Raw genomic sequence first — 25,456 nt, forward strand, 5'->3', positions numbered from 1 at the left:
CTCATGTTCGCACTGCGGCCGGTCCGTAGCATCGGTCGCGAACCGTTACCGCAGAACCGAACATGCTCAAGCTCAACCTCGCCGCGGCCATCGTCTTTGCGATGGCCGCGACGGCTCATGCGCAGCCCGCGCTGTCGCCGGCTCCGGCTGCCGCCGCCGCGCCGATCGGCGCACCGCCATCCGACGCACTTCCAGCATCGTCACTGACGCTATCCGAGGCGCTCGCGGCCGCGGCGCAAAACAATCCGGCGCTGCGCGGCGCGCGCGCGGACGTCGATGCATCGGCCGGCGCACTGATGCAGGCCGGCGCGCGCCCCAATCCCGAAATCTCGTTCCTGCAGGAAGGTTTCAGCCGCGCGGAACGCACGTCGACCGCATTGATCAACCAGACCATCGAACTGGGCGGCAAGCGCCGCGCGCGGCTCGACGTCGCATCGTATGGCCGCGAGGCGGCCAACGCATCGCTCGACGACCAGGGCGCGGCCGTGCGCGCCGATGTGATCGCCGCGTTCTACGGGCTGCTCGCCGCCCAGCGCCAGCTTCAGGTGACCGAGGAGTCGGCCGCGATCGCCGCGCGCTCCGCGGAGCTTGCAGGACGCCGCGCGCAGGCCGGCAAGGTGTCGCCCGTCGAGGCGACCAAGGCGCAGGTGGCGGCGACCGGCGTGCAGATCGAAGTCGTGACCGCGCGCGGCCGTGTCGACGTCGCGCGCGAAAAGCTGAACGCGGTGATGGGCGAAGCGCGCAACGACCGACTCGCGGCGCGCGGCGACCTGGAAACCGTGCCGCCGGTCGAGCCGCTGTCCGCGCTGACCGCGCAGCTCGACGATGCTCCGCTCGCGCGGGTCGCGCGCGCCGAAATGCTGCGCTCGAACGCGGCCGTGTCGCTGGAGCGTGCGCGGCGCATGCCGGACGTGACGGTCAGCGTGGGCGTGAAGCGCGTGACCACGGGCGGCGTGCCTGACAACCAGGCGGTGGTCGGCGTGTCGATCCCGATCCCGCTGTTCGACACGAACAAGGGTGCGTTGCTCGAGGCGACGCACAAGGCCACGCGCGCGAACGCCGATCTCGATCGCGAACGCACGCGCTTGCGGCTGGAGCTGACGCAGGCATACGCGAATTTCGAGGCCGCCGAACAGGAAGCGCAGCGGCTGAAGTCCGACATCCTGCCGGCCGCGCGTCTCGCGCTCGATGCGATGTCGCGCGGCTACGAACTCGGGAAGTTCGACTTCCTCGACGTGCTCGACGCGCAGCGCACGCTGTTCCAGGGTCAGTCGCAATACGTGCGTGCGCTCGCCGACGCCCATGCAGCCCGCGCCGACATCGGCCGGCTCGTCGGCACGCCGCTCGCATCGCTTGCACCGGTCGCGCAATAGCGCAACGGACGCCTCTTTTACCTGAAGGATCACCATGTCACGCAACAGAATCCTGATCATCGCGGCGGTCGTGCTCGGCAGTGCCGGGATCGTCATCGGCGCACTCGGCGTCACGCGCAACGGCGGCGGCAACGGCGCGTCCGCATCGGCGGCTGCCGCCGCCTCGTCCGCCGAAGCCGCCGGCGAGCGCGGCGGCGTCGTGCTCAAGCGCGGCAGGCTGTCCGTCGAAATCGTGATGACGGAGAAGCCCGGCGATGCGCGCCTCATCGTCTATCCGTTCGTCGACGGCAAGCCGGCCGACAAGGGCGTCACCGTGTCCGGCACGCTGGTTCGCTACGACCGCACGCACGAACCATTGCGTTTCGACGCGGCCGGCCAGAAGTTCGTGTCCGCGCAGTCGATCGGCAAGCCGCACGTGTTCGACGCGACGATCGACGTGAAGGCGGGCAATGAAGCCGCGTCGTTCCCGTTCGCCCGCGCCGACGGCGCGATCGCGCTGACCGACGCGCAGCTGGCGACCTCGAAGATCGCGCTGGCGAAGGCCGGCCCCGCGCAGATCGCGACGCCGTTCCAGCTCCCCGGCGAGATCAAGTTCAACGAGGATCGCACCGCGCACGTGGTGCCGCGCGTGGCCGGCATCGTCGAGCAGGTATCGGTGTCGCTCGGGCAGAACGTTGCGAAGGGGCAGGTGCTGGCCGTGATCGCGAGCACCGATCTCGCCGACCGGCGCAGCGAGCTGCTGACGGCCGAGCGTCGGCTGTCGGGCGCCCGCGCGACCTACGAGCGCGAACGCACGCTGTGGCAGGAGCGCATCTCGGCCGAGCAGGACTACCAGCAGGCGCAGGTGCAGTTGCGTGAAGCCGAGATCGCCGTGCAGAACGCGCGGCAGAAGCTCGCCGCGCTGAATGCGCCGGTCGGCGGGGGCGCGCTGAATCGCTACGAACTGCGCGCGCCGTTCGCGGGCACGATCGTCGAGAAGCACGCGACGCCGGGCGAAGCGATCGCCGCCGACGCCAGCATGTTCGTGATCTCCGACCTGTCGACGGTATGGGCCGAGATGGCCGTGCCGGCGCAGCGGTTGAACGATGTGCGGGTCGGTCGCGATGCAACGGTCATCGCGACCGCGTTCGAATCGCGTTCGAGCGGCCCGATCGCGTACGTGGGTTCGCTGCTCGGCGAGCAGACGCGCACCGCGCCGGCGCGCGTCGTGCTGCCGAACCCCGACCGCGTGTGGCGCCCGGGGATGTTCGTGAACGTGTCGGTCGACGCGGGCACGCAACGCGTGCTGCTCGCGGTCGCGAGCGACGCGCTGCAGGACGTCGATGGTGCGCCGTCGGTGTTCGTGCGCTCGCCGAAGGGCTTCGTCGCGCAGGCCGTCGAAACGGGGCGGCGCGACGAACGCGCGACCGAAGTGCTGAAGGGACTCAAGCCCGGCCAGGAATACGCGGCGTCGAACAGCTTCGTGCTGAAGGCAGAGCTCGGCAAGGGGAGCGCGGAACATGAATGAACAGCAATACGCATGCGCCGTGGCGCGACTGGCGGCCCGCCATGCGGCCCGCTTTCCAATCGGCCGGGTGACCGGCCGCGCGGCTCGCCCGGTGCGGACGACCGTTCCCCGCTTCAAGGAATCCCGACATGTTTGAGCGCCTGATCCGCTTTGCGATTGCGCACCGCTGGCTCGTGATGCTGGCGATCGCGTCGGTGGCCGCGCTGGGCGTGTTCAGCTACCAGCGGCTGCCGATCGACGCGGTGCCCGACATCACCAACGTGCAGGTGCAGATCAACACGTCCGCGCCCGGCTACTCGCCGCTCGAGGCCGAGCAGCGCATCACGTATCCGGTCGAGACCGTGATGGCCGGGCTGCCGGGGCTCGAACAGACGCGCTCGATCTCGCGCTACGGGCTGTCGCAGGTCACCGTGATCTTCAAGGACGGCACCGACATCTACTTCGCGCGGCAACTCGTCAACGAGCGCATCCAGGAGGCGAAGGACAAGCTGCCGGCCGGCATCGCGCCCGCGATGGGGCCGACGTCGACCGGCCTCGGCGAGATCTACCTGTGGACCGTCGAAGCCGACGCCAACGCGCGCAAGCCCGACGGCACGCGCTATACGGCGGCCGACCTGCGCGAGCTGCAGGACTGGGTCGTGCGGCCGCAGTTGCGCAACGTGCGCGGCGTGACCGAGGTCAACTCGATCGGCGGCTACGTGAAGGAATACCGCGTCGCGCCGAATCCGGCGAAGCTGATGTCGTACGGGCTGACGCTCGCCGACGTCGTGCGGGCGCTCGAGCGCAACAACGACAACGTCGGCGCCGGCTACATCGAAAAGCGCGGCGAGCAGTATCTCGTGCGCGTGCCGGGCCAGGCGCGCACCGTCGACGACATCGCGAACATCGTGCTGACCAACGTCGGCGGCGTGCCGGTGCGCATGAAGGACGTCGGCGTGGTCGACATCGGCCGCGAGCTGCGCACCGGCGCCGCGACGTCGAACGGCGAGGAAGTCGTGCTCGGCACGGTGTTCATGCTGATGGGCGAGAACAGCCGGACGGTGTCGAAGGCCGTCGCCGCGAAGATGGACGACGTGAACCGCACGCTGCCGGCCGGCGTGAAGGCGATTCCGGTGTACGACCGCACGGTGCTCGTCGAGAAGGCGGTCGCGACGGTGAAGAAGAACCTGCTCGAAGGCGCGGTGCTCGTGATTGCCGTGCTGTTCCTGTTCCTCGGCAACATCCGCGCGGCGCTGATCACCGCGCTCGTGATTCCGCTGTCGATGCTGATGACCTTCACCGGGATGGTCAACGCGAAGGTGAGCGCGAACCTGATGAGCCTCGGCGCGCTCGACTTCGGGATCATCGTCGACGGCGCGGTGGTGATCGTCGAGAACTGCGTGCGGCGGCTCGCGCATGCACAGTCGGCGGCGGGGCGCCCGCTCACGCGCGACGAGCGTTTCGCCGAAGTGTTCGGCGCATCGCAGGAGGCGCGCCGCGCGCTGATTTTCGGGCAACTGATCATCATGGTCGTGTACCTGCCGATCTTTGCGCTGACCGGCGTCGAAGGCAAGATGTTCCACCCGATGGCGATCACGGTCGTGATGGCGCTCGCGGCCGCGATGGTGCTGACCGTCACGTTCATTCCGGCGGCCGTCGCGTTGTTCATCGGCGAGCGGGTCGAGGAGAAGGAGAACCGGCTGATGGGCTGGGCGCGGCGCGCGTACGAACCGGTGCTCGCCGCGTTCATGACGCGCCCGATGCGCGTGATGATCGGGGCGGCCGCGATCGTGCTGGTCACGCTGGGGCTCGCGACGCGGCTCGGCAGCGAGTTCATCCCGAGCCTGAACGAGGGCGACCTGGCGGTGGCCGCGCTGCGGATTCCCGGCACGAGCCTGTCGCAGTCGGTCGAGATGCAGAAGTCGATCGAGAAGACGCTGAAGGCGCGCTTCCCCGAAATCGAGCGCGTGTTCGCACGCACCGGCACGGCCGAGATCGCGGCCGACCCGATGCCGCCGAATCTGTCGGATGGCTACATCATGCTGAAGCCGGCCGACACGTGGCCCGACCCGAACAAGCCGCGCGAGCAGCTCGTGCGCGAGATCGAGGACGCGCTTGCCGAACTGCCGGGCAATGCGTACGAGTTCTCGCAGCCGATCCAGCTGCGCTTCAACGAACTGATCTCCGGCGTGCGCAGCGACGTCGCCGTGAAAATCTTCGGCGACGACATGGCCGTGCTGAACCAGACCGGCGAGCAGATCGCGGCCGCGTTGCAGAAGGTGCCGGGCGCGTCGGAGGTGAAGGTCGAACAGACCACGGGGCTGCCGGTGCTGACCGTCAACCTCGACCGCGACAAGCTCGCGCGCTACGGCGTGAGCGTCGCCGACCTGCAGGACTCGGTGGCCGCGGCCGTCGGCGGGCAGAAGGCCGGCACGCTGTTCCAGGGCGACCGCCGCTTCGACATCGTCGTGCGGCTGCCCGACGAACTGCGTACCGACATCGAGGCGATCAAGCGGCTGCCGATCGCGCTGCCGGCGCCCGCGGCCGGCGCCAGTGCGCCGCTCGCGGCGGCGCCATACGTGCCGCTGGCCGAACTCGCGACGATCGACGTGGCGCCGGGTCCGAACCAGATCAGCCGCGAGGACGGCAAGCGGCGGGTGGTCGTCAGCGCGAACGTGCGCGGCCGCGACGTCGGCTCGTTCGTGGCGGACGCGCGCGAGCAGTTGCAGCAGGACGTGCGCGTGCCGGCCGGCTACTGGGTGTCGTGGGGCGGCCAGTTCGAGCAGCTGCAAAGCGCGAGCGAGCGTCTGAAGCTCGTCGTACCGCTCGCGCTGTTCATGGTGTTCGTGCTGCTGTTCGTGATGTTCAACAACGTGAAGGATGGGCTGCTCGTGTTCACCGGCATTCCGTTCGCACTGAGCGGCGGCGTCGTGTCGCTGTGGCTGCGCGGGATTCCGCTGTCGATCACGGCGGCGGTCGGCTTCATCGCGCTGTCCGGCGTGGCCGTGCTCAACGGCCTCGTGATGATCTCGTTCATCCGCAACCTGCGCGACGAAGGCATGCCGCTCGACGCGGCCGTGCGCGACGGCGCGCTCACGCGGCTGCGGCCCGTGCTGATGACCGCGCTGGTCGCGTCGTTCGGCTTCCTGCCGATGGCGTTCGCGACCGGCACCGGCGCCGAGGTGCAGCGTCCGCTTGCGACGGTCGTGATCGGCGGTATCCTGTCGTCCACCGCGCTGACGTTGCTGGTGCTGCCGGTGCTGTACCGCGTGAGCCATGCGGTGTCGTGGCGCGCGGCACTGCGCGGCGGTTTCGCCGCGGGCATGATGCGCCGGCTGGGTTTCTTCAAGGGTAATGCGTGATGCGAATTCTGATTGTCGAGGATGAACCGAAGACGGGCGCGTATCTGCGCAAGGGGCTGACCGAGGCCGGCTACGTCGTCGACTGGGTCGAGGACGGCATCACGGGCCAGCACCAGGCCGAAACCGAGGAGTACGACCTGCTCGTGCTCGACGTGATGCTGCCCGGGCAGGACGGCTGGACGCTGCTGCAGAACCTGCGGCGCAGCAAGTCGACACCCGTGCTGTTCCTCACCGCGCGCGACGACGTCGGCGATCGCGTGAAGGGGCTCGAGCTCGGCGCCGACGACTATCTCGCGAAGCCGTTCGACTTCGTCGAGCTGACCGCGCGCATCAAGTCGATCCTGCGGCGCGGCCAGCCGCGCGATTCGAACACGCTTCGTGTGGCCGATCTCGAACTCGACCTGACGCGCCGCAAGGCCACGCGGCAGGGCGACACGATCCTGCTGACCGCGAAGGAGTTCGCGCTGCTGTGGCTGCTGATGCGCCGCGAAGGCGAGATCCTGCCGCGCGCGACGATCGCGTCGCAGGTGTGGGACATGAACTTCAACAGCGACACGAACGTCGTCGATTCGGCGATCCGGCGTCTGCGCTCGAAGATCGACGACGCGTACGAACCGAAGCTGATCCACACGGTGCGCGGGATGGGCTACGTGCTCGAAGCGCGCGGCGGCGCGGCCGCATGATCGCGCGCCTGCTGCCGCGGACGCTGCGCGGCCGGCTGACCGCGCTGATCATCCTGTCGACGTCGGTGATCCTCGCGTCGAGCGGCGTCGCGCTGTACGAAGCGCTGAGCAACCGCGTCGACACGACGGCAGCCGAGCAGATGGCCGGCATTTCCGCCGCATTGGGCACGCACCTGGCCGAGGCGCGCACGACGGCCGACGTCGCGCGCAACATCGACATCTGGATCGACCAGTTGCATGGTCATCCGAACATGGATCTCGCGATCTTCGATGCCGATGGCGCGCGCCTCGTCGGCACGCCCGGATTCCGTCCATACGCGCCGCTGCTGTCGATGAACGTCGGACGCGCGCCGTTCGGCGTCGCGCCGCCCGGCGCGCGGCACCAGTATCTGTTGACGACCGTGCCGCTCGCCGGTGCGGGTGCGCCCGTGGTGCGCGTCGCCGTGCAGTACGACCGCAGCGCCGACGTTCTGCTGTTGCGCACGCATGCTTATACGATCGTCGTAATCCAGGTGTTCGGCGTGGTGATCGCGGCCGCGATCGCATACGGCATCGCCGCGCTCGGGCTGAGCCCGCTGCGGCGGTTCGCGGCGCGGGCCGAGCAGATGTCGACGAGCCGGCTCGCGCATCCGCTGCCGGAACTCGATACGTCAGGCGAGCTGAAGGAGCTCGAGCACGCGTTCAACGGGATGCTCGCGCGGCTGAACGAATCGTTTACGCGACTGAGCCAGTTCTCGTCGAATCTCGCACACGACATGCGCACACCGCTGACGAACCTGCAGGCGGCCGCGCAGGTCGTGCTGTCGCAACCGCGCAATGCGGACGAATACCGGAGCGTGATCGAGTCGAGCATCGACGAATACCAGCGATTGTCGCGGATGATCGAGGACATGCTGTTTCTCGCGCGCTCGGAGCAGGCCGGCACGTCGATCGGCGTGCGGCGGCTGAATGCGGCGCAGGAGGCGGAGCGGGTGGCCGGCTACTACGAGGCGCTGGCGGAAGATGAAGGCGTGACGGTGAAGGTCGACGGCCACGCGTGGGTCGATGCGGATCTGACGCTGTACCAGCGTGCGTTGAGCAACCTGCTGTCGAACGCGCTGACCTATGCGCCGCGCGGCAGCGTCGTGACGATCGACTGTGTCGAGCAGGGTGGCGCGACGACGATCGCCGTGTCGGATACGGGGCCGGGCATTCCCGCGGAACATGTCGGGCGGATTTTCGAGCGCTTTTATCGCATCGATCCGTCGCGACACAATTCGGCGTCGGGCACGGGGCTCGGGCTCGCGATCGTCCGGTCGATCATGGACAATCACGGCGGCGAATGCGGCGTCGACAGCGAGCCGGGCCGCCGCACGACCTTCTGGCTGCGCTTTCCGCGACGGCCGGCCGAGCCCGAACGGCCGGCCGCCGTCAGCACCTGACAGCGCGGGCGGACACGCCCGCGCGTTCGCCGCCACGCAGCCGCGCGCGGTGCGCTGCCGGTGGCCGTCTGGCCGCGCATCATTGCTTCGCGGCGAGGTCGTCGTGGTTGTCGGTCTGCTGCTTTTTCTCGCCGCCATGCACCGAAATCCCGTGAAGCTCCTTGTTGCGCGCGACGACGTCGGCGGTCGGCGGGTACTGCGTCTTGCTGATCGGCACGATGCCGTCGTGCTGCGCCTGCTTCAGTTCGTTGACGACCTGCGCGCGGGACTTGCCCTGCGTTTGCGTTTGGGCGAACGCGGCCTGCGTGGCCATGCCGAGCGACAGCGTGGCGGTGACGAACAGTGCTGCGAGTTTTGCCGTTTTCATCGAGTGCTCTCCTTGATCAGGGCCGCCGGGTGGCGAACCGTGGACCCAGTATGCGAAAGCAGCCGTGCGTGATCGTGATCGCGAGATGAAAAATGCGTCAGCTTGCCGGCGTGGAGGTGCGCCGTGCGGACTCGATCGACATGACGCAACCGTCATGTTCGCGTCATGGGTGGGATGAGCGGGAAGCGGAACATGCAGTCTGCCGTTGGCTGAGCGTGCCGACGGAATACGTGCCGACCGCGACAGCAGCATCGATAGCGGGCGGCGCCGTTCAGACCTTCTTCCGGATCGAAAATTGCATCGTCCCGCTATTTGCCTTGCCTTGATCGCAGTCCTGATCGTCCCGTTGTTCGCGGGCTGCGCATCGACACGTTCCGGCGCCACGGCCACCGCTTCTGCCGCCGCGCGCAAGCCCGCGCCGACCGACCTGACGCCTGGCGAGCCGGTCGACTATGCCGGGCACCGGTGCGGCAATCCGAACCTGTATGTGAAAACGCATCCGTGCGTGTACCCGCAGCGCAATTCCCCGCGGTGATGGTCGGACACGCGTAAAAAAATGGCCCGGCGCTCGACGAGTCCGGGCCTAATGCGTGATCGTGCCGTGCGGCAGCGACCCGCTGCGTGGGTAGGAACGGGCAGGGCCCGCTACCGTTCCGATCGTAGCGATGCGACGCATCGTGAACCTGATCGGAACATGAAATTTTCGTCACGCAGTGCGCATGGGCAGCCGCCGAGGGATTGACGATGCCCGTCGTACGCGTGCCACCGGCCAGCGTGCGCGGTTCCCCGTTCGCGCGCCGCCACGCGCCGACCGCATGAAGATGGGTGTGCGTCGATAGCGCATGGTCGGCGGACATCAAACATCGTCGGGACGGTGACGAAACCGTCATCAGGCGATCACGAATCCGCACCGCCTCGGGATCAAAGTGAAGGCTTCTGTCACGGAATTCCAGTAAGGAGCCAACCACATGAACATTCCGCACTCGCTGATCGCCATGGCCGCTGGCGCGCTGTCGATAGCAGCCTTCTCGCAAGCCGTGGTCGCGCAGCCGAAAAGCCGTCAGGAAGTGATTCAGGAGCTGGTGCGCGCGCGCCACGACGGCGTGATCCCGAGCCCCAATCACGACTATCCGGCGAGTCCGGCCGCCGTCGCGCGCAATCGGGAAATTCATCGCTCGACCGTTCATCGCGGCGAGAAGACGCCGATGGTCGACGCGCACGACAACCGCTTCGCGGTGCTTTGATCGTTGATTCGCGGCCGACCGGGACGACGCCCGTCGGCCGCATTTACGGAAAAGGAGCGTGCGATGCGCAATATCGCGAAAGGAATCGTGCTGGCGGCGTGCCTGACGTCGACGGCCGCGATGGCGGCTGGCTGGCCGGAACGTGCGCTGTCGCACGCGCCGGCGCACGACCTCGGCATCCGCGCGAACGAGAAAATGCGCTGCGAGTTCGCGGCCGTGCCGGCCGGCGCGTGGACCACGACGTTCGCGCGCGGGCAATGCGAGATCGACAACGGCCGGCTGACGTTCGTGCCGGCCGATCCCGGTGACGAGCCGACCATCACGGAGAAACGGATCATGCTCGGTGACGTCCGCACTGCGTCGCATCAGTCGCGCAAGCTGAAGGAACAACTGCAGCTGACGACGCGCGATCAAGTGATCGCGCTGAACGTATTGACCGACGATGGCAGCCGCAAATCGCGCGAACATGCGATCGACCTGTGGACCACACTGCGCAACGCGGGTGTCACGCCGGTCAACGGCACGCGTATCGTCGACACTTATCCGACCGGCGCGACGACATGGTAGCCACCACGCCGTTGCGCGCGGCCTACCCGGCCTTCACCGATCCTTCGATCAGGAAGAACACGATGAAGCCGATGAAGAACGCTGCCGTCGCGAACGGCGTTTCCGGCACCTCGTGCGCTTCGACCAGCAATTCTTCGGTGACGAGGTACAACAGCGCGACGGTGCCCAATCCCAGGAGCACCGCATAGACGTTCGCGGGCAACCCCGCGAACGCCGCATTGCCGGCCACGGCCGCGACGCTCAGCAGCGCCGCGAGCGCGACCGGCACGACGATCGACAGCATGCGGCCGATGCCGGCCGCGGCCAGCGCCGCGCTGACCGACAGCGCGAGGAACAGCACCTCGAGCGTCAGCGCGACGGTCAGGATGATGCCGCTTTCGTCGCTCGCGGAAAAGGCGATGCCGAGCACCAGGCCGTCGACGACGAGGTCGATCGCGGTGACGATGATCAGACTCACCGGCAAACGCGCTTGCTCGAAGCGCGTCTCGATCGCGCCCGACAGCGCGCGGATCGCCAGCATCAGCGCGATGCCGAGCACGAAGCCGACGACGACCGGAAACAACGCATGCGCGCGGTCCTGCGGCAGCAGTTCGAGCGCGGCGGCCGCGAATACGATGCCGCCGGTGAAATGCTGGATCACGCTCGACGTTTTCGGGCCGGGCGCACGCCACGCGGCCGCGAGCGCGCCGAAACAGGCCGCCAGCACGGGCGGTAACGTGAGCAGCGCGAGCTTTGCGGTCGGTGTCATGAGTCCTCTCGGCGGTTGGCGCGTCGCAGTCGGACGCTGCGTGGCACGATCGTACGCGCCGGGCGTCGCCCGGGCATCAACCGGAGATTGAACACCTTGAAGCCGCTCCAGGGTCAAGCGGTTCGATGCGGGCGCACCGGCAAGCCGGTGCGCCCGTTCCGCTCAAAGCTGCGCGAGCGCCTGGTCGAGATCGGCGAGCAGGTCGTCGATATGCTCGATGCCGATCGACAGCCGCACCGTTTCTTCCTTCACGCCGGCCTTCGCGAGCTCGGCCGGCGACAGCTGACGGTGCGTGGTCGATGCCGGGTGCGTCGCGAGCGACTTCGTATCGCCGATGTTGACGAGCCGCGTGAACAGCTTCAGTGCGTCCTGGAACTTCGCGCCGCCGTCGCGACCGCCCTTCACGCCGAATGTCAGGATGCCCGGCGCACGGCCCGACAGGTAGCGGGCGACGAGCGGATGGTCGGGGTGATCGGGCAGGCCCGCGTAGTTCACCCATTCGACGTGCTCGTGGCGCGCGAGATGCTGCGCGATCTTCAGCGCGTTGTCGCTGATCCGCTCGACCCGCAGCGCGAGCGTCTCGATGCCCTGCAGGATCTGGAATGCATTGAACGGCGAGATCGCCGCGCCCATGTTGCGCAGCGGCACCACGCGGGCGCGGCCGATATACGCGGCCGGTCCGAACGCTTCGGTATAGACGACGCCGTGATAGCTGACGTCCGGCTCGTTCAGTCGCTTGAAGCGGTCCGCGTGTTCGGCCCACGGAAACTTGCCCGAATCGACGATCGCGCCGCCGAGGCTCGTGCCGTGGCCGCCGAGATACTTCGTCAGCGAGTGCACGACGATGTCGGCGCCGTGCTCGAACGGGCGCAGCAGGTACGGCGACGGCACCGTGTTGTCGACGATCAGCGGGATGCCGTGGCGATGCGCGACCTCGGCGAGCGCGGCGATGTCGGTGACGTTGCCGAGCGGGTTGCCGACCGATTCCGCGAAGATCGCCTTCGTGCGCGCGTCGATCAGCGGCTCGAACGACGCGGGGTCGCGCGGATCGGCGAAGCGCGTGGTGATCCCGTACTGCGGCAGCGTGTGCGCGAACAGATTGTAGGTGCCGCCGTACAGCGAACTCGCGGATACGATGTTGTCGCCGGCTTCGGCGATCGTCTGGATCGCGTAAGTGACGGCGGACTGCCCCGACGCGAGCGCGAGCGCGCCGATGCCGCCCTCGAGCGCGGCGATCCGCTGCTCGAGCACGTCCGTCGTCGGATTCATGATCCGCGTGTAGATGTTGCCCTGGACCTTCAGGTCGAACAGGTCGGCGCCGTGCTGCGTGTCGTCGAATGCGTACGCAACGGTCTGGTAGATCGGGACGGCGACCGCGCGCGTGGTCGGGTCGGGACGATAGCCGCCGTGCACGGCGATGGTTTCGAGACGCCAGTTCGAATGGGCCTGATCGGTCATGGTTGCTCCGTTTGTTGTTGTGAAGGTCGAGGGGGCCTGCCGTCCGGCGATTATAGGAGCACGTGTGCGGCTGCCCTTAGAACGAATCGTTGGTTGCTTATGGGGACGCGCCGCATAGAATGCGTTTTTCCGCAGACGATCGTCGGCACCGCGTGACGCGACGCCGGTACGCCCTCGCGGGCGCACCGCGCACTAGCTCTTGTCGGGATTCGAGTCGCTGCACTGGTCGGGATCGTCGCGCAACAGGATGCGGCGGATGCGGCCATTGTCGTAGAACGGCACGTCCGGGCAGAACTTCGTGCCGGCGCGCGTTGACGTACGTTTCCAAGCGACCTTTTCGGTACGCACGAGCGTCGGGGCGCTGCCCGGCGCACCCGGTTTCCAGATGTCGATATACACGCGCGACATCTGCGGCGAATCACCCACTTCGCAGTCCTTCAGCGCACCCAGCGTCGAGCGCAGCCCGGTATCGGCCTGCTCGATGCGTTGCGGATACTCGATATGGCCGTTGTCGTAGCCGGGCACGACGTAGCAATAGCGGCGCGTGTTCCCGTCGAGCACCGGCAGCAAGTAGCTGCTGGCGGAATCGACCTCCTTCACGTCGTTGCCCTGCCAGCGGTAGGTCGTCACGCCATGCTCGCAGCAGCTCGCGCGCCAGCCCGTCCAGATGATCCGGTGAACCGGATCGAAATCCGGCGACGTGATGTCTTGCAGTCCCTGCGGCGCATCGACGAAGCGCCGCGTCTTCGGGTTGAAGATCCACGTCTGATACGGAATGTTCGGGCCGGCCCCCATCGACTGTGCGAGCATCAGGTCGGGCCAGCCATCGAAGTTCACGTCGGCGAAATCCGGTGTGAACAGGTTGCAGGTGCCTCGCGAATCGGTCTTGAGCGTCTGCACGAGACGGTCGTGATCGTACAAGCGGATCGCGGTGACCTGCGGCGTGTCGTTGCACGAACCGCCATCGTCCGGCAGATGGTCGGCGACGAGGCGGATGTCGTAGGGGAATGGTCTGCCTACGCGCTTCTGCGCGAGCGAGACAGGGAATGTGCGCTTGCCGTCCGGGGCGGTCCATGTGCCGGTGACCGCATTGTCGAACGAAGCGGCGCGCCACGTGCCCGTCACGCGATCGGCATTCGTCTTCGCGCCGCTGTCGCGTTCCGACAGCGTCGTGCCGTGCGGATCGAGCGAACCCTTCAACGCAAGCCGATAGCGCTTGTCGGACGCGCATGGCGCGTAGCAGTACCAGCCGGATATCGTATCGGCGACGCGCGACAAAGACACTTCGACATGGCGATTGCCGATCGTGCCGGTCCAGTCGCGCGACCAGAACGGGATCTCGACCGACTCGTCGGCGTCTGCCGCGCGCGCCGGTGTCGACACGAATGCGGTGATGGCGATCAGCGCGAACGCAAGCGCGCTGCGCCAGCCGCGCGTGCCCCGCGGCGCGGCCGTGTGGCCCGACGCGGCGATGAATGGGTGATGCATGGTTCGGCCCCTCGTTTTGTTATGGGTTATCTCTGCAGGCGTGTTTCGGTGCGATACGTGCGTCAGCGGCTTCCGGCCGCATCGGCCCGTCGATACAGGCGTGGCCACTGATCGTCGAACAGGCCGTTGCATGCGCCGTGCGTCGCGATATCGCCGAGCATGAAGCGCCGGCCGTCGAAGATCCACGATGCGGTCGAGCCGCAATCGCCGGCACTGCGCAGCCTCACCTTGCTCGACAGCGTCGCGCTGGCGGGATCGTAGCCGGCGTCGGTCAATTCGTTTGCGAACGACGCTGAATCGAGGCCCGCGTTCGCGTTCTCGCCGAAGTTCATCGCGGCCGGCGCGTACGGCGCAGTTCGCCGCACGCGATACCACAGATCGGTGTGGTTATACATGCTGCTGGTCTGGCACGGGATCGCGACGAGCGCCTCGTCGGACGAAATCGCGACGGCTCGCGATGCTTTCCTGCGGTCGCTCGCCGACATTTCGTCTTCGACATCGGCCGCACATTGCTTCACGTCGGCACCGAATTTCGCGAGTACCGCATCGACGAGCGGACGCTGTTCGGCGGCCGACAGGGCCGAGGCGGCCGGCGGCGCGGGCGTGACGGCGTGTGGCAACGCGGGCGCGGCCGGCACCGACGATGCCGGCCGGGTGCCGGGGCGCAGCAGTGCCGTGACCGTACCGACGCGGCCCTGCGTGTCGTCGATCAGCAGCAGCGCGGCATTCAATCCCGACAACGGCGTGCGTGCGGTGGACGTCGTGGCCGGATCGCCGACGCTCAGCAGTTGCGCATTACGCGCCGCGGCCAGCCACGCGGCCACCGTTGCTGGATCGCTGGTCCGGATCCGGAGCGGGCGGGCGTCGTCGTCGCTCTTGTCGCCGAACGCATGCCATTGCGCCGGCATCGCATCGAACGGCCGGCCATCCACGCGTGCGGTGCGCAAGTCGATCGGCGCCGACGCGTAGAGGTCGAGCGAGGCTTGCGCGTCCGGGCCGGCATCGCGCGTCACGCGGAGGATCAGGCCGGTGCGTGCGTCGTCGATATCGTCGGCGTGGCTTTCCGCGATACAGCGGTTGCCGTTGTCGCAGACGACCGACCAGTTCTTGAAGTCGCGTTCGACCGGCGGCCGCGCGAGCGGGCGAGCCTCGGCAACGAACGGGGAAACGGCGAGGAGGGCGGCGATGGCGAGCGAAAGGCGGTGCGACATGACGGTTCGTATCGACTGTGGATGGGCGGGCGGAAGACGTCGGACTGCAAGCGCATCGTCAGCAAGCGGGGCAGGTCGAAGGCTGCGGCGCATGCAGCGGCGCGCATTGGCGAACGGCATCGAGTATACCGCCGCCATGCGCTGCGATCGTGACGACGACACGTAGTATGCGGGCACGGACGTTGCTGCCTGGCCTGCATAGATCGGACGAGTGCCGATGCAAAAACGGCGCGATCCCCGGAGGCATCGCGCCGTTCACGTTTCATCGGCCGTCGACCACGTCGCGCAGGAACGCGTCGAGCATCGCCACGTCGCCCCACGGCCGCTTGTATTCGCGGTCGTGTTCGGCATCGGCGAGCATCGTCTCGACCAGCGCGTGGATCGCCGGTCGGCGCGGCCCGTATTCGCTTTCGTTCGCGCTCATCTTCAGCGCGAGCAACGCATCGAGCTCCGCGCGCACAGCCGGCTCATGCACGGTGCCGTCGACGAGATCCGCGAAACGCATCGGCGGCATGCCGAGCCCCATGTCGATCCAGCGCACCGCGAGCAGCGGCCGCAGCACGTACAGGTACTTCTTGTAACGCACCGTGTCGCCTTGCAGATAGCCACGAAAATTCTTCTTCGCCATCGCGAGGTAGTGATGACGCCCTCGTACCGGCGAGAAGAACGCCGATGCCAGCGACCTGAGCCGCGGCGCCCAGCGCGCGTCTTCGCGATACACGACGGGCGAGTCGAGCCATTCGAGCAGCGTCGGATTCGAGCGTCGCAGCAGTTGCAGCGCCTTGCGCAATTCCCAGCCGCTGACGTCGAGCTCGTCGTCGAGCGGCCGTTCGATCACGTCGCGTTGCGGTTCGACGCTCAGGTACCAGTCGCGCCGGTGTGCGTACACGAAGCGTACGTCGTAATCGCTGTCCGGCGACGCGAATCCCCAGCCGCGGCTGCCCGATTCGCACGCGAACAGCACGCTTACATCGTGGCGGCGCTCGACTTCCGCGAGCTCCGCCATCACGCGCGCCCGCACCGCCGGGTCGACCGGATGCGCGCTGCGTACGGTCGTCATCGTCTTGTCGGTTTTCATCGTTGTCGTCTTCCTTTCGTTGTGCGCGGCCGCCGGCCATCGGCCGCATACCGCACTATCCCTTCACGCACACCACCTGGCGCAGCGTATGCATCACTTCGACGAGGCTGCGCTGGGCCGCCATCACCGCGTCGATGTCCTTGTAGGCCATCGGGATTTCATCGACGACGCCCGCGTCCTTCCGGCATTCGACGCCCTGCGTCGCCTTCGCCTGATCGTCGGCCGTGAAGCGGCGCTTCGCTTCGGTGCGGCTCATCGTCCGGCCCGCACCATGGCTGCACGAGCAGAAGCTTTCCGGATTGCCGAGCCCGCGCACGATGAAGCTCTTCGCGCCCATCGAGCCCGGGATGATCCCGAGCTGCCCCTTCTGCGCGGACACCGCGCCCTTGCGCGTGACGAGCACGTCTTCGCCGAAGTGGCGTTCGCGCTGCACGTAGTTGTGGTGGCAGTTCACCGCGTGCTCGTCGACCGAAAACGGTGTGCCGATCACGCCGCGCGCCGCGCCGATCACCGCGTCCATCATTGCCTGCCGGTTGCGTCGCGCGTAGTCCTGCGCCCAGCCGACCGCCTCGACGTAATCGTCGAAGTGCCGGCTGCCTTCGGTGAAATACGCGAGGTTGCGATCCGGCAGGTTCGCGATGTGCTGGCGCATGTCGGCCTGCGCGAGTTCGATGAACAGGCTGCCGATCGCATTGCCGACGCCACGCGAGCCGCTGTGCAGCATGAACCACACGCGGTCCGCTTCGTCGATGCACACTTCGATGAAGTGGTTGCCGGTGCCGAGCGTGCCGAGATGCGCGTAGTGGTTCGTCTTTTCCAGCTTCGGATACTTGTCGACGATCCGCTGGAAACCCGGTTGCAGCGACTTCCACGCGTCGGTCACGGCGGCCGGCGTGCGATCGCCCCATGCGCCCGGATCGCGGCGGCCCGGCGCGCGGCCGTGCGGGACCGCGCGCTCGATCGCGCTGCGCAGCCCACCCAGCGAATCCGGCAGGTCGGACGCGGTCAGCGTCGTGCGCGCGGCCATCATCCCGCAGCCGATGTCGACGCCGACCGCGGCCGGAATGATCGCGCCCTTCGTCGGAATCACGCTGCCGATCGTCGAGCCCTTGCCGAGGTGAACGTCCGGCATCACCGCGACGTGGCCGAAGATGAACGGCATCTGCGCGGTGTTGCGCAGTTGCGTGCGCGCTTCCTCTTCGACGGCGACGCCTTGCGTCCACATCTTCACCGGCTTGCCGTTCGCCAGTTCCATCACCTGATATTCGATGTCATTCATCAGAATTTGCTCCGGGAAACCCCGCCATTGATGGCGGGAAGGAAAGGGGTGCTGTTGACAGGCGGCTTCTCCCACGGGTTAGGATCACCGGCATGATTCTTGTCTACCGCTACCGGGTGAAGTCGCTCAACGGACTGCTTAACAAGCAGAGCCGCGCGGTGAACTACGTCTGGAACTTTTGCAACGATACGCAGAAGCACGCGCTCAAATGGAGCAAGAAGTGGCCGACCGGCTTCGACCTGAATATGCTCACCACCGGCAGCAGCAAGGCGCTCGGTATCCACTCCGGTACGATCAACGCCACGTGCGAGCAATATGCTAAGTCGCGCAGTCAGCACCGTCGGCCCTACCTGCGCTATCGCGGCAGGAAATCGCTTGGCTGGGTGCCGCTGAAGGGGCGTGACCTGAAGCGCGAGGGCGACGCGTTTCGCTTTGCCGGCAACACCTTCCGCGTGTTTAACAGCCGCCCACTTCCCGAAGGCAAGATCAAGGGCGGCACCAACTTCGCGCAGGATGCACGCGGCAACTGGTTTCTCAACATCGTGATCGAGATGCCCGATGTGCAGGCCCGCCCGGTCCGTTCCGGTGTGGGCATTGATCTCGGTCTGAAAGACTTCGCCACACTTTCGACCGGCGAGAAGCTGCCTAACGATCGGTTCGGTCGATGCGCGGCCGAGAAACTCGCGAAAGCGCAACGGGCGCGAAAGCACAAGCGGCATATCGCGAAGCTGCACGCCAAGGTCGCGAATGCCCGCGCCGATTTCCAGCATAAGCTCGCGCTCGATCTGGTGCGGCGTTTTGATTACATCGCGGTCGGCAACGTGTCGGCCGCAAAACTCGCCAGAACCAGGATGGCGAAGAGCGCCTACGACGCATCCTGGTCGTCCTTCCGAAACAAGCTCCGCTACAAAGCGATCGCGCACGGGGCCACGTTCGAGGAAGTGGACGAAAGCGGTTCGACCCAGTCCTGTTCGTCGTGCGGATCGAAAGACAGCACGACGCGGCCGAAAGGTATCGCGGGACTGAGAATAAGAGAATGGGCCTGCAGTGACTGTGGTCTCGTGCATGATCGTGATATCAACGCTGCGCTGAACATTCTCCGATGCGGACGTGCATCGCCAGGTGTGGGAATCCTCCGCCTTTAGGTGGACGAGGACGTTAATTGCTTCACCTGATTCATTTCGGGGTCCGGCGCGATACACGTGCGCCGCGCCGGCTCCTGCATTACGCGCCCTTGATGCTGACGAGTCCGTTCAGCACCTGGTCGAGACCGCCGAACACCGAGATGCGGTCGATCCGTTCCGCGACGCGCTCGAGCGTTTCCAGCTCCTTGAGTCGCAGCGCGGTCGGGTTCTCTTCCATCACCTTCGCGGTGTTCAGCAGCGAACGCGTGGCCGCCGTTTCCTCGCGGCGGCGAATCACGTTCGCCTGCGCGGACTTCTCCGCTTCGACCACCTGCGCGAGGATCGTCTTCATGTCGCCCGGCAGCACGATATCCTTCACGCCGACGCTGCGCACGTCCACGCCTGAATCGTCGAGGCGGGCGCGTACTTGCGCAATCACGACGTCGTCGAGCGACTGCTTGTCCTCCAGTAGCGCGTCGAGCGAGCGCGTGCCGACCGCCGAACGCAGCGCGAACTGCAGTTCGCGATACAGGTGTTCGACCGGCTTCTGCAACTGGCCGAACGCGTGCAGCACGTCCGCATAGCACCACGTCGCCGACAGGTTCAGCCGCAGCGCGACCTTGTCGCGCGTCAGGATTTCCTGCCCGCCGACTTCGATCGCCTGCAAGCGCAGATCGACGAGTTCGACCGCGACGTCGCGGTTGAAGCGCCAGAACGCCGACGTACCCGCGTCCAGCACCCGCTCGATCTTGCCGTCGATCTTCAGTACACCGACGTGGTACGCCGGCACCTGAGCCAGCAGCACGCTCGTGAGCCCCGCCACGCCGCGCGCACGCAGCGACGGTTGCGCGATGCGCTTCACGAGCGCGGCGGGCAGCATGCTGTCCTGCGCGAGATCGATGCGCTCCAGCCGATGCGCGGTCAGGCCACGCCAGTACAGCCGGCGCGTGCCGGGCGCCAGGATCTCGACGAGCACGTCGTCTTCGTAGCGCAGGCCGGCTTCGTCGTCGGCGAGATCCATCGCGACGAAATGCTGCGCGAGCACATCCTGTGCGTCGTGACGCAGGTAATCGGCCAGCGCTTCGTCGGCGAGCGGCGCATCGAGACGCGCGGTCTGCACCGACAGGCGCTTGAACGGATCGAAGGCCTTGAACACACCCGGTTCGAGCACCTTCACGAAATCGCCTTCGCTCATCAGCAGCGCGCGTTCGTTCTTTTTTACGACATGTCGCATCCACATATTCTTGTCCTTTTCTTCAATGGCCGCCGGGTGACGCGCATCGGGCGGATCGCGGTGCGACGCAATCGGGCGGGCGGCACGCTGGCCGGCGTCGAAGCGCATGGCGACGCGTCCTGCATCGCGTCGTCGTGCGCATTCGCGCGGGCCGTGCGGCCGCCCGGCGCGATCGCGCGGAACCGCAACCGGTCGGACGCGCGGCGGGCCTTGCGGCCCGCACCGGCGGGTACTGCTTTCATACGAGACCGTCCTTGCGGACAGCGTTCGAGCGGGATTCGAACCCGCCACCGGCCGGCTTTCGCCGGCTGCTCCACCTGACTGAGCTTCCGAACAATGGGGCGCCCCGGGATTCGAACCCGGGCGAAGCATCCTGGCGCGCGCCCCTTTGCCTTCGTCTGTCCATGGCGGCATGCGCTGCCGCGACGAACGAGGTTCGGCGGCGGCGCACCAGCAGGGCTTGTTGAACCCTGGCTCGTGGGCCAGCGGGACATCCGGCGTCTTCTATTTAGCGAGGAGCGTGCCAGTGCGGGCGTGGGCTTTCGTGAAATTTCCCAGGCGATTGAAAATAAAGGGAATTTTTTTATTTGGCGCGGCCTGCTGGCAACGCTCGTTGCACCGCGCCGCCATGAATATCCGATACAATCGGATCGCTTCTTATCCCATGAGATAAACATGCGCAAAACCGTCGCGATCGGTTTTCTCGGCACCGTACTCGACCAGGGCGGCCGCGCGCCGCGCCGTTACCGCAAATGGCGGCCGACGATTTCGCTGTGCGAGCAGCCCGGCCTGCCGATCGACCGGCTCGAACTGCTGCATTCGCTGGACTACACGCGTCTCGCCAACCAGGTGCGGGACGATCTCGCGCGCGTGTCGCCGCACACCGACGTGCGGCTCACGCCGGTCACGATCCACGATCCGTGGGATTTCGAGGAGGTCTATGCGACGCTGCACGATTACGCACGCGCGTATCCGTTCGACCTCGAGCACGAGGATTACCTGATCCACATCACGACCGGCACGCACGTCGCGCAGATCTGCTGGTTCCTGCTGGCGGAAGCGCGCTACCTGCCCGCGCGTCTCGTGCAGACGGGGCCGCCGCAGCGGACGGACGAAGGGCCGAGCGGGCCGGGCACGATCTCGGTGATCGATCTCGACCTGTCGCGCTACAACCGGATCGCGCAGCGCTTCACGCGCGAGCGCGACGAAACGGTGTCGTTCCTGAAGGCCGGCATCGCGACGCGCAACGCGCGTTTCAACGCGCTGATCGAGCAACTGGAGCGCGTGGCCGTGCGGTCGCGCGCGCCGATGCTGCTGGTCGGGCCGACGGGTGCCGGCAAGTCGTTTCTCGCGAAGCGCGTGTACGAACTGAAGCGCGGCCGGCACCGGCTCGCGGGGCCGTTCATCGAGGTCAACTGCGCGACGCTGCGCGGCGACGCGGCGATGTCGACGCTGTTCGGTCACGTGAAAGGCGCGTTCACGGGCGCGCAGTCGGCGCGCGCGGGGCTGCTGCGCGCAGCGGACGGTGGGCTGCTGTTTCTCGACGAAATCGGCGAACTCGGGCTCGACGAACAGGCGATGCTGCTGAAGGCGATCGAGGAAAAGCGCTTCCTGCCGGTGGGCGCGGACGTCGAGGCGAGCAGCGATTTCGAGCTGATCGCGGGCACGCATCGCGACCTGCGGCAGATGGTGGCTGCCGGTACGTTCCGCGAGGATCTCTACGCGCGGATCAATCTGTGGACCTACGAACTGCCGGGACTCGCCGAGCGCCGCGAGGACATCGAGCCGAACCTCGAATTCGAGCTCGACCGTTTCGGCCGCGAGCAGGGCGAGCAGGTGCGGTTCAACGTGGAGGCGAAGCGGCGCTATCTCGCGTTCGCGGCGTCGCCGCGCGCGACGTGGGCCGGCAACTTCCGCGAGCTGTCGGCCTCGGTCACGCGGATGGCGACGCTGGCCGATGCGGGGCGGATTACCGAGGCGCTCGCCGAGCAGGAAGTCGAGCGGCTGACGCGCACGTGGTCGTCGCCGGGTGGTGCGGGGGCGTCCGATGCATGCGTCGACGCGGTATTCGGTGCGCGGGCGGCGGAGCTCGACCTGTTCGACCGCGCGCAGCTCGAACGCGTGCTCGACGTGTGCCGCACGTCGGCGAGCCTGTCGGAAGCCGGGCGCACGCTGTTCGCGGTGTCGCGGAAGAGCAAGAAGCAGCCGAATGATGCGGACCGATTGCGCAAGTATCTCGCGCGGTTCGGGCTCGATTGGGACGGGGTGCGGCGCGCGCTCGACGGCGTGTGATGACGAGAGGGGCGCGTGATGTCTGCGCTGCGCCCGTTACGCGCGGCAGATCGCGATGATCTCCGCGCTGGTCGCCTCGTCGAACGGGGCACGGTCCCAATCGCCGCACCAGTCGGCCGACGCGAAGCCGGCCGCCGTCACGCGGGCCTGCAATTCGGATCGAGCGATGAAACGCAGCCGGCTCGTATTCGTCAGCACCGTATCGTCGCGACGGAAGCGGTAATGCGTGTCGAACGTCACGATCGCGCCGTCGATCGCCCGCACCGCGTGATGGAGATCGACGATGCCGAATGCGTGTGACTCGACGCTGCGTGCCGACTGCGCGGGTGTCCATGTTCGCCACGGTTCGATACGCGGGTTGCGGGTGTCGAACAGGAAGCGGCCGCCGTCGGCGAGCACGCGTCGCACGCCGCGCAGCGTCGCATCGATGTCGTCGTCGGTCAGCAGGCACTGGAACGCGTGCCCGGTCATCGCGACCGCATCGAACGGCGCGCCGGGCGGCAGGCCGTCGAGTGCGCACGCGAGCCAGCGTACCGCGTCGGCACCCGGCTGGCGCCGCGCGTAATCGATCATCGCCGGTGCGGGATCGATCGCGACGACGTCATGCCCGGCTGCCGCGAGCCGTCGCGCGAACGTGCCGGTGCCGCAGCCGAGATCGAGGATGCGTTGCCCGGCGGCGCCGATCGTGGCCGCGTAGAACGCGAAGTCCCGATCGCCCGCGTTGAACACGTCGTACACCGCGACGAGGCGCGGGTCGGTGTAGAGCAGGTCCGCGTCGGCGCGCGTCATGCAGCCGCGCACATCAGCGCTGCTGCACGGCCACGCGCAGCCCGAGCGCGATGAAGATCGAGCCGATGATCTTGCCCTGCCAGCGCGTGAGCCACGTGAGCCGCTTCACGATGCGGCCGAGCGGGCGGATCGAGCACGCGATCAGTGTCGTGTAGAGCGAGCTGAGCACGACGAAGATCAGCCCGAGCACCGCGAACTGCACGAACGTCGAACCGCGCTCCGGATGCACGAACTGCGGCATGAACGCGAGAAAGAACAGCGCGGTTTTCGGATTCAGCACTTCGGCGGGAATCGCCTGCAAGTACGCCCTGAGCGGCGTGACGGGCGACACCTGCGGCAGCGACGGGTCGGCCGCCTTCTCGAGCAGCGCGCGCACGCCGAGGTAGATCAGGTACGCGGCGCCGGCCAGCTTCACGACGTTGAACGCGAGTGCCGACGTCATCAGCAGCGCGGACAGCCCCACGGCCGCGAACAGCGTATGCACGAAGTCGCCGCTCGCGACGCCGAGGCCAGTCAGGATGCCGGTCTTGCGGCCGCCCTGCACGGTGCGGCTCAGCACGAGCAGCACGGCGGGACCGGGAATCAGGAACAGGCCCAGAACGACGGCCGTGAAGGTGGTCAGCGTGGTCAGGTCGAACATGGCGGCTCCGGCAGGTTGGCGCAGCGGCAGGGGATCGGCGCATTGTATTCGGTTCGGCGCGCGGCCGCAGACGGCCGTTTTCAAACGGCGCGGCCGCGCCGGCGCCTTTCTGGTATAAGCACGACAGGGCGCGCCGGCGTCCGGCCTTCTTTACAGCCCGTCGTTCCATGCGCGACCTTCCACCGATCACCGATCCCGCCGCGGACGCCGACGTCTATCACGTGCCGCGTCCGCTCGTCGTGTTCGGCGGCTCGGTCGTCGAGCCCGAATGGCGGCTCGAGCGGCACAGCCATCGTCAGGCGCAACTGCTCTACACGTTGAGCGGCGTCGTCTATTGCGAGATCGACGGCGGCGTGTGGACTGCGCCGCCGCAATGCACGGTCTGGATTCCGGGCGATGTCCCGCATGCGGCGCGCGGCTCGGCCGGCGCGACTTTCTACGCGGTACTGGTCGAACCCGACGCGGCGCTCGAGCTGCCCACGCGCTGCTGCACGCTGGCCATGTCGCCGCTGTTGCGCGAACTGCTGCTGAAGGCGGCCAGCTTCCCGAACCTGTACGACGTCGACGGGCCGCAGGGGCGGCTGGTGGCGACGCTGCTCGACGAACTCGTCGCGGCGCCGATCGAGGATCTGTACCTGCCGATGCCGGCCGACCGCCGGCTGCGCAAGCTGATCGACCATCTGCTCGACGATCCGGCCGACAAGTCGCCGCTGGCCGAACTCGCGCGGCGCGCGGGCATCAGCGAGCGCAGCCTCACGCGGCTCGCGACGAAGGAACTCGGCATGAGCCTGGGCGACTGGCGCCGTCGGCTGCACGTCGCGCTGTCGTTGCGGATGCTGACGACCGGCCGCCGCGTGCATCAGATCGCAATCGATCTCGGCTACGAGAGCGCGAGCAGTTTCGTCACGATGTTCCGCAAGGCGACCGGCAAGTCGCCGACGCAATACCTGACCGACCGGCAACGCTGAACGCCTACGCTGCGCGCTCGCACACGTTTGGCCGGATTGAAAAAGCAGTTGGCCGGGATGAGAAATGACGCATCGGGTCTCGATCCATAAGATGAGAATCGTTCTCATCTGGAGGTCGACATGCAAATCGTCACGACTGAATTCCCGTTTGTCTGGCTGCGTTACAGCGGCTCGACCCACACCGATCCCGCCCGCCTGATTGCCGAACTCGACGCGCTGCTCGCGCGCCGCGAACGCTTCGTCTTGCTGACCGACGATGCCCCGTCCGGCGACGATCGCGCGGACAACGATCACGAGATGCGCAAACAGCTCGCGAAGTGGAGCAAGGCCAACCGTGCGCTGTCGCGCGAACGGATCCCCGGGATGATCGCGATCGAGCCCAACGCGGCGCGGCGCGTGGCGCTCAATGCCTTTTCGGGCGCCTTCGAGAAGGTCTGGGGCTATCCGCTGAACGCGGCGGCGAGCCGCGACGACGCACTGGCGCTCGCGCAACGGCTGCTCGCCGAACCGGCGCCCGGCGTCGCGGCGGCGAACGCCTGACCCGACGGCCGCGCGGGTCGCGCGGCTTGCGTCGACATCGACGTCGATATTGACACGCACGCACGGTGCGCGAACGCGCGCCGCGGCATATCGCAACCACGCAG

General features: G+C 67.4%; 23 protein-coding genes and 1 tRNA gene. 12 read left to right on the plus strand and 12 right to left on the minus strand.

What is annotated here, in order from left to right:
* Window positions 1-62 precede the first annotated feature (62 nt).
* From GJG85_RS27655 to GJG85_RS27675, 5 genes are all read left to right on the plus strand, one after another.
* On the plus strand, window positions 63-1,373 hold the full coding sequence (locus GJG85_RS27655) for a TolC family protein (protein WP_050014482.1): 1,311 nt from the start codon (window positions 63-65) through the stop codon (window positions 1,371-1,373).
* Between the two features lie 34 nt (window positions 1,374-1,407).
* Entirely contained in the window at window positions 1,408-2,880 is a 1,473-nt protein-coding gene (locus GJG85_RS27660) for an efflux RND transporter periplasmic adaptor subunit (protein WP_050014484.1), read from the plus strand.
* 128 nt (window positions 2,881-3,008) lie between these two features.
* A complete protein-coding gene (locus GJG85_RS27665) occupies window positions 3,009-6,221 on the plus strand; it encodes a CusA/CzcA family heavy metal efflux RND transporter (protein ID WP_204384091.1) in 3,213 nt (1,070 codons plus the stop codon).
* Window positions 6,221-6,904: a heavy metal response regulator transcription factor IrlR gene (irlR, locus tag GJG85_RS27670; protein ID WP_006490455.1), complete on the plus strand. Its 684-nt coding sequence runs from the start codon at window positions 6,221-6,223 to the stop codon at window positions 6,902-6,904. The genes GJG85_RS27665 and irlR overlap by 1 nt, the downstream gene beginning before the upstream one ends.
* Window positions 6,901-8,325: a heavy metal sensor histidine kinase gene (locus GJG85_RS27675; protein ID WP_204384092.1), complete on the plus strand. Its 1,425-nt coding sequence runs from the start codon at window positions 6,901-6,903 to the stop codon at window positions 8,323-8,325. The genes irlR and GJG85_RS27675 overlap by 4 nt, the downstream gene beginning before the upstream one ends.
* Before the next feature lie 79 nt (window positions 8,326-8,404).
* On the opposite strand, the gene GJG85_RS27680 is transcribed toward GJG85_RS27675, so the two are convergent.
* Window positions 8,405-8,692, minus strand: coding sequence for a DUF4148 domain-containing protein (locus GJG85_RS27680; RefSeq protein WP_050014492.1), 288 nt, complete (start codon window positions 8,690-8,692; stop codon window positions 8,405-8,407).
* A gap of 205 nt (window positions 8,693-8,897) precedes the next feature.
* Here GJG85_RS27680 and GJG85_RS35090 point away from each other — a divergent pair, with 205 nt between their 5' ends.
* From GJG85_RS35090 to GJG85_RS27695, 3 genes are all read left to right on the plus strand, one after another.
* Window positions 8,898-9,227: a hypothetical protein gene (locus GJG85_RS35090; protein ID WP_235356240.1), complete on the plus strand. Its 330-nt coding sequence runs from the start codon at window positions 8,898-8,900 to the stop codon at window positions 9,225-9,227.
* A 433-nt stretch (window positions 9,228-9,660) separates the two neighbouring features.
* Window positions 9,661-9,936 (plus strand): DUF4148 domain-containing protein, encoded by a 276-nt coding sequence (locus GJG85_RS27690; protein ID WP_050014493.1) that lies wholly within the window; start codon window positions 9,661-9,663, stop codon window positions 9,934-9,936.
* A gap of 63 nt (window positions 9,937-9,999) precedes the next feature.
* Window positions 10,000-10,503 carry a hypothetical protein gene (locus GJG85_RS27695; protein ID WP_050014494.1) on the plus strand — a complete coding sequence of 168 codons (504 nt, stop codon included), beginning with the start codon at window positions 10,000-10,002 and terminating at the stop codon, window positions 10,501-10,503.
* Between the two features lie 22 nt (window positions 10,504-10,525).
* Here GJG85_RS27695 and GJG85_RS27700 read toward each other — a convergent pair whose 3' ends face one another.
* From GJG85_RS27700 to GJG85_RS27725, 6 genes are all read right to left on the minus strand, one after another.
* Window positions 10,526-11,251: a hypothetical protein gene (locus GJG85_RS27700; protein WP_050014495.1), complete on the minus strand. Its 726-nt coding sequence runs from the start codon at window positions 11,249-11,251 to the stop codon at window positions 10,526-10,528.
* Window positions 11,252-11,413: 162 nt separating this feature from the next.
* The gene (locus GJG85_RS27705; RefSeq protein ID WP_050014496.1) at window positions 11,414-12,709 is read right to left on the minus strand and encodes an aminotransferase class I/II-fold pyridoxal phosphate-dependent enzyme; all 1,296 of its coding nucleotides are present in this window, start codon (window positions 12,707-12,709) and stop codon (window positions 11,414-11,416) included.
* Between the two features lie 192 nt (window positions 12,710-12,901).
* On the minus strand, window positions 12,902-14,197 hold the full coding sequence (locus tag GJG85_RS27710; RefSeq protein WP_204384093.1) for a nitrite reductase: 1,296 nt from the start codon (window positions 14,195-14,197) through the stop codon (window positions 12,902-12,904).
* A 62-nt stretch (window positions 14,198-14,259) separates the two neighbouring features.
* The gene (locus tag GJG85_RS27715) at window positions 14,260-15,408 is read right to left on the minus strand and encodes a DUF1176 domain-containing protein (RefSeq protein WP_200891625.1); all 1,149 of its coding nucleotides are present in this window, start codon (window positions 15,406-15,408) and stop codon (window positions 14,260-14,262) included.
* A gap of 262 nt (window positions 15,409-15,670) precedes the next feature.
* Window positions 15,671-16,486 (minus strand): nucleotidyltransferase domain-containing protein, encoded by an 816-nt coding sequence (locus GJG85_RS27720; RefSeq protein WP_089489067.1) that lies wholly within the window; start codon window positions 16,484-16,486, stop codon window positions 15,671-15,673.
* Between the two features lie 55 nt (window positions 16,487-16,541).
* Window positions 16,542-17,765: an RtcB family protein gene (locus GJG85_RS27725; protein ID WP_050014499.1), complete on the minus strand. Its 1,224-nt coding sequence runs from the start codon at window positions 17,763-17,765 to the stop codon at window positions 16,542-16,544.
* A gap of 92 nt (window positions 17,766-17,857) precedes the next feature.
* Here GJG85_RS27725 and GJG85_RS27730 point away from each other — a divergent pair, with 92 nt between their 5' ends.
* Window positions 17,858-18,910, plus strand: coding sequence for an RNA-guided endonuclease TnpB family protein (locus GJG85_RS27730; RefSeq protein ID WP_204384094.1), 1,053 nt, complete (start codon window positions 17,858-17,860; stop codon window positions 18,908-18,910).
* 79 nt (window positions 18,911-18,989) lie between these two features.
* Here the strand turns inward: GJG85_RS27730 and GJG85_RS27735 are convergent, their stop codons facing one another.
* The 3 genes from GJG85_RS27735 to GJG85_RS27745 all read right to left on the minus strand — a co-directional run bounded on the left by GJG85_RS27735 (window position 18,990) and on the right by GJG85_RS27745 (window position 20,459).
* Window positions 18,990-20,129: a slipin family protein gene (locus tag GJG85_RS27735; RefSeq protein WP_050014519.1), complete on the minus strand. Its 1,140-nt coding sequence runs from the start codon at window positions 20,127-20,129 to the stop codon at window positions 18,990-18,992.
* A complete protein-coding gene (locus GJG85_RS27740; RefSeq protein ID WP_124595474.1) occupies window positions 20,108-20,365 on the minus strand; it encodes a hypothetical protein in 258 nt (85 codons plus the stop codon). The genes GJG85_RS27735 and GJG85_RS27740 overlap by 22 nt, the downstream gene beginning before the upstream one ends.
* Before the next feature lie 21 nt (window positions 20,366-20,386).
* Window positions 20,387-20,459: transfer RNA gene (locus GJG85_RS27745), tRNA-Phe, on the minus strand.
* Between the two features lie 339 nt (window positions 20,460-20,798).
* Here GJG85_RS27745 and rtcR point away from each other — a divergent pair.
* The gene (gene rtcR, locus GJG85_RS27750; RefSeq protein ID WP_050014502.1) at window positions 20,799-22,415 is read left to right on the plus strand and encodes an RNA repair transcriptional activator RtcR; all 1,617 of its coding nucleotides are present in this window, start codon (window positions 20,799-20,801) and stop codon (window positions 22,413-22,415) included.
* A gap of 36 nt (window positions 22,416-22,451) precedes the next feature.
* Here rtcR and GJG85_RS27755 read toward each other — a convergent pair whose 3' ends face one another.
* On the minus strand, window positions 22,452-23,204 hold the full coding sequence (locus GJG85_RS27755; protein WP_050014521.1) for a class I SAM-dependent methyltransferase: 753 nt from the start codon (window positions 23,202-23,204) through the stop codon (window positions 22,452-22,454).
* Between the two features lie 13 nt (window positions 23,205-23,217).
* The gene (locus tag GJG85_RS27760) at window positions 23,218-23,844 is read right to left on the minus strand and encodes a LysE family translocator (protein WP_089489071.1); all 627 of its coding nucleotides are present in this window, start codon (window positions 23,842-23,844) and stop codon (window positions 23,218-23,220) included.
* A gap of 167 nt (window positions 23,845-24,011) precedes the next feature.
* On the opposite strand from GJG85_RS27760, the gene GJG85_RS27765 reads away from it, so the two are divergent.
* Window positions 24,012-24,812 (plus strand): helix-turn-helix transcriptional regulator, encoded by an 801-nt coding sequence (locus GJG85_RS27765; protein WP_050014505.1) that lies wholly within the window; start codon window positions 24,012-24,014, stop codon window positions 24,810-24,812.
* A 120-nt stretch (window positions 24,813-24,932) separates the two neighbouring features.
* Window positions 24,933-25,352, plus strand: a complete 420-nt coding sequence (locus GJG85_RS27770) for a hypothetical protein (protein WP_050014507.1) — start codon at window positions 24,933-24,935, stop codon at window positions 25,350-25,352.
* The last annotated feature ends 104 nt before the right edge of the window (window positions 25,353-25,456 follow it).

The sequence above is a fragment of the Burkholderia sp. MS389 genome (genome assembly GCF_016899425.1).
GTDB classification, from domain to species: domain Bacteria; phylum Pseudomonadota; class Gammaproteobacteria; order Burkholderiales; family Burkholderiaceae; genus Burkholderia; species Burkholderia sola.

What these genes read in the sequence shown, in the direction of transcription:
- rtcR (WP_050014502.1), top strand. Translation starts at nt 20,799, where the DNA reads ATGCGCAAAACCGTCGCGATCGGTTTTCTCGGCACCGTACTCGACCAG.
- GJG85_RS27690 (WP_050014493.1), top strand. Translation starts at nt 9,661, where the DNA reads ATGAACATTCCGCACTCGCTGATCGCCATGGCCGCTGGCGCGCTGTCG.
- GJG85_RS27710 (WP_204384093.1), bottom strand. Translation starts at nt 14,197, where the DNA reads ATGCATCACCCATTCATCGCCGCGTCGGGCCACACGGCCGCGCCGCGG.
- GJG85_RS27740 (WP_124595474.1), bottom strand. Translation starts at nt 20,365, where the DNA reads ATGAAAGCAGTACCCGCCGGTGCGGGCCGCAAGGCCCGCCGCGCGTCC.
- GJG85_RS27665 (WP_204384091.1), top strand. Translation starts at nt 3,009, where the DNA reads ATGTTTGAGCGCCTGATCCGCTTTGCGATTGCGCACCGCTGGCTCGTG.
- GJG85_RS27730 (WP_204384094.1), top strand. Translation starts at nt 17,858, where the DNA reads ATGATTCTTGTCTACCGCTACCGGGTGAAGTCGCTCAACGGACTGCTT.
- GJG85_RS27680 (WP_050014492.1), bottom strand. Translation starts at nt 8,692, where the DNA reads ATGAAAACGGCAAAACTCGCAGCACTGTTCGTCACCGCCACGCTGTCG.
- GJG85_RS27695 (WP_050014494.1), top strand. Translation starts at nt 10,000, where the DNA reads ATGCGCAATATCGCGAAAGGAATCGTGCTGGCGGCGTGCCTGACGTCG.
- GJG85_RS27720 (WP_089489067.1), bottom strand. Translation starts at nt 16,486, where the DNA reads ATGAAAACCGACAAGACGATGACGACCGTACGCAGCGCGCATCCGGTC.
- GJG85_RS27700 (WP_050014495.1), bottom strand. Translation starts at nt 11,251, where the DNA reads ATGACACCGACCGCAAAGCTCGCGCTGCTCACGTTACCGCCCGTGCTG.
- GJG85_RS27770 (WP_050014507.1), top strand. Translation starts at nt 24,933, where the DNA reads ATGCAAATCGTCACGACTGAATTCCCGTTTGTCTGGCTGCGTTACAGC.
- GJG85_RS27735 (WP_050014519.1), bottom strand. Translation starts at nt 20,129, where the DNA reads ATGTGGATGCGACATGTCGTAAAAAAGAACGAACGCGCGCTGCTGATG.
- irlR (WP_006490455.1), top strand. Translation starts at nt 6,221, where the DNA reads ATGCGAATTCTGATTGTCGAGGATGAACCGAAGACGGGCGCGTATCTG.
- GJG85_RS27705 (WP_050014496.1), bottom strand. Translation starts at nt 12,709, where the DNA reads ATGACCGATCAGGCCCATTCGAACTGGCGTCTCGAAACCATCGCCGTG.
- GJG85_RS27725 (WP_050014499.1), bottom strand. Translation starts at nt 17,765, where the DNA reads ATGAATGACATCGAATATCAGGTGATGGAACTGGCGAACGGCAAGCCG.
- GJG85_RS27660 (WP_050014484.1), top strand. Translation starts at nt 1,408, where the DNA reads ATGTCACGCAACAGAATCCTGATCATCGCGGCGGTCGTGCTCGGCAGT.
- GJG85_RS27715 (WP_200891625.1), bottom strand. Translation starts at nt 15,408, where the DNA reads ATGTCGCACCGCCTTTCGCTCGCCATCGCCGCCCTCCTCGCCGTTTCC.
- GJG85_RS27755 (WP_050014521.1), bottom strand. Translation starts at nt 23,204, where the DNA reads ATGACGCGCGCCGACGCGGACCTGCTCTACACCGACCCGCGCCTCGTC.
- GJG85_RS27675 (WP_204384092.1), top strand. Translation starts at nt 6,901, where the DNA reads ATGATCGCGCGCCTGCTGCCGCGGACGCTGCGCGGCCGGCTGACCGCG.
- GJG85_RS27760 (WP_089489071.1), bottom strand. Translation starts at nt 23,844, where the DNA reads ATGTTCGACCTGACCACGCTGACCACCTTCACGGCCGTCGTTCTGGGC.
- GJG85_RS27765 (WP_050014505.1), top strand. Translation starts at nt 24,012, where the DNA reads ATGCGCGACCTTCCACCGATCACCGATCCCGCCGCGGACGCCGACGTC.
- GJG85_RS27655 (WP_050014482.1), top strand. Translation starts at nt 63, where the DNA reads ATGCTCAAGCTCAACCTCGCCGCGGCCATCGTCTTTGCGATGGCCGCG.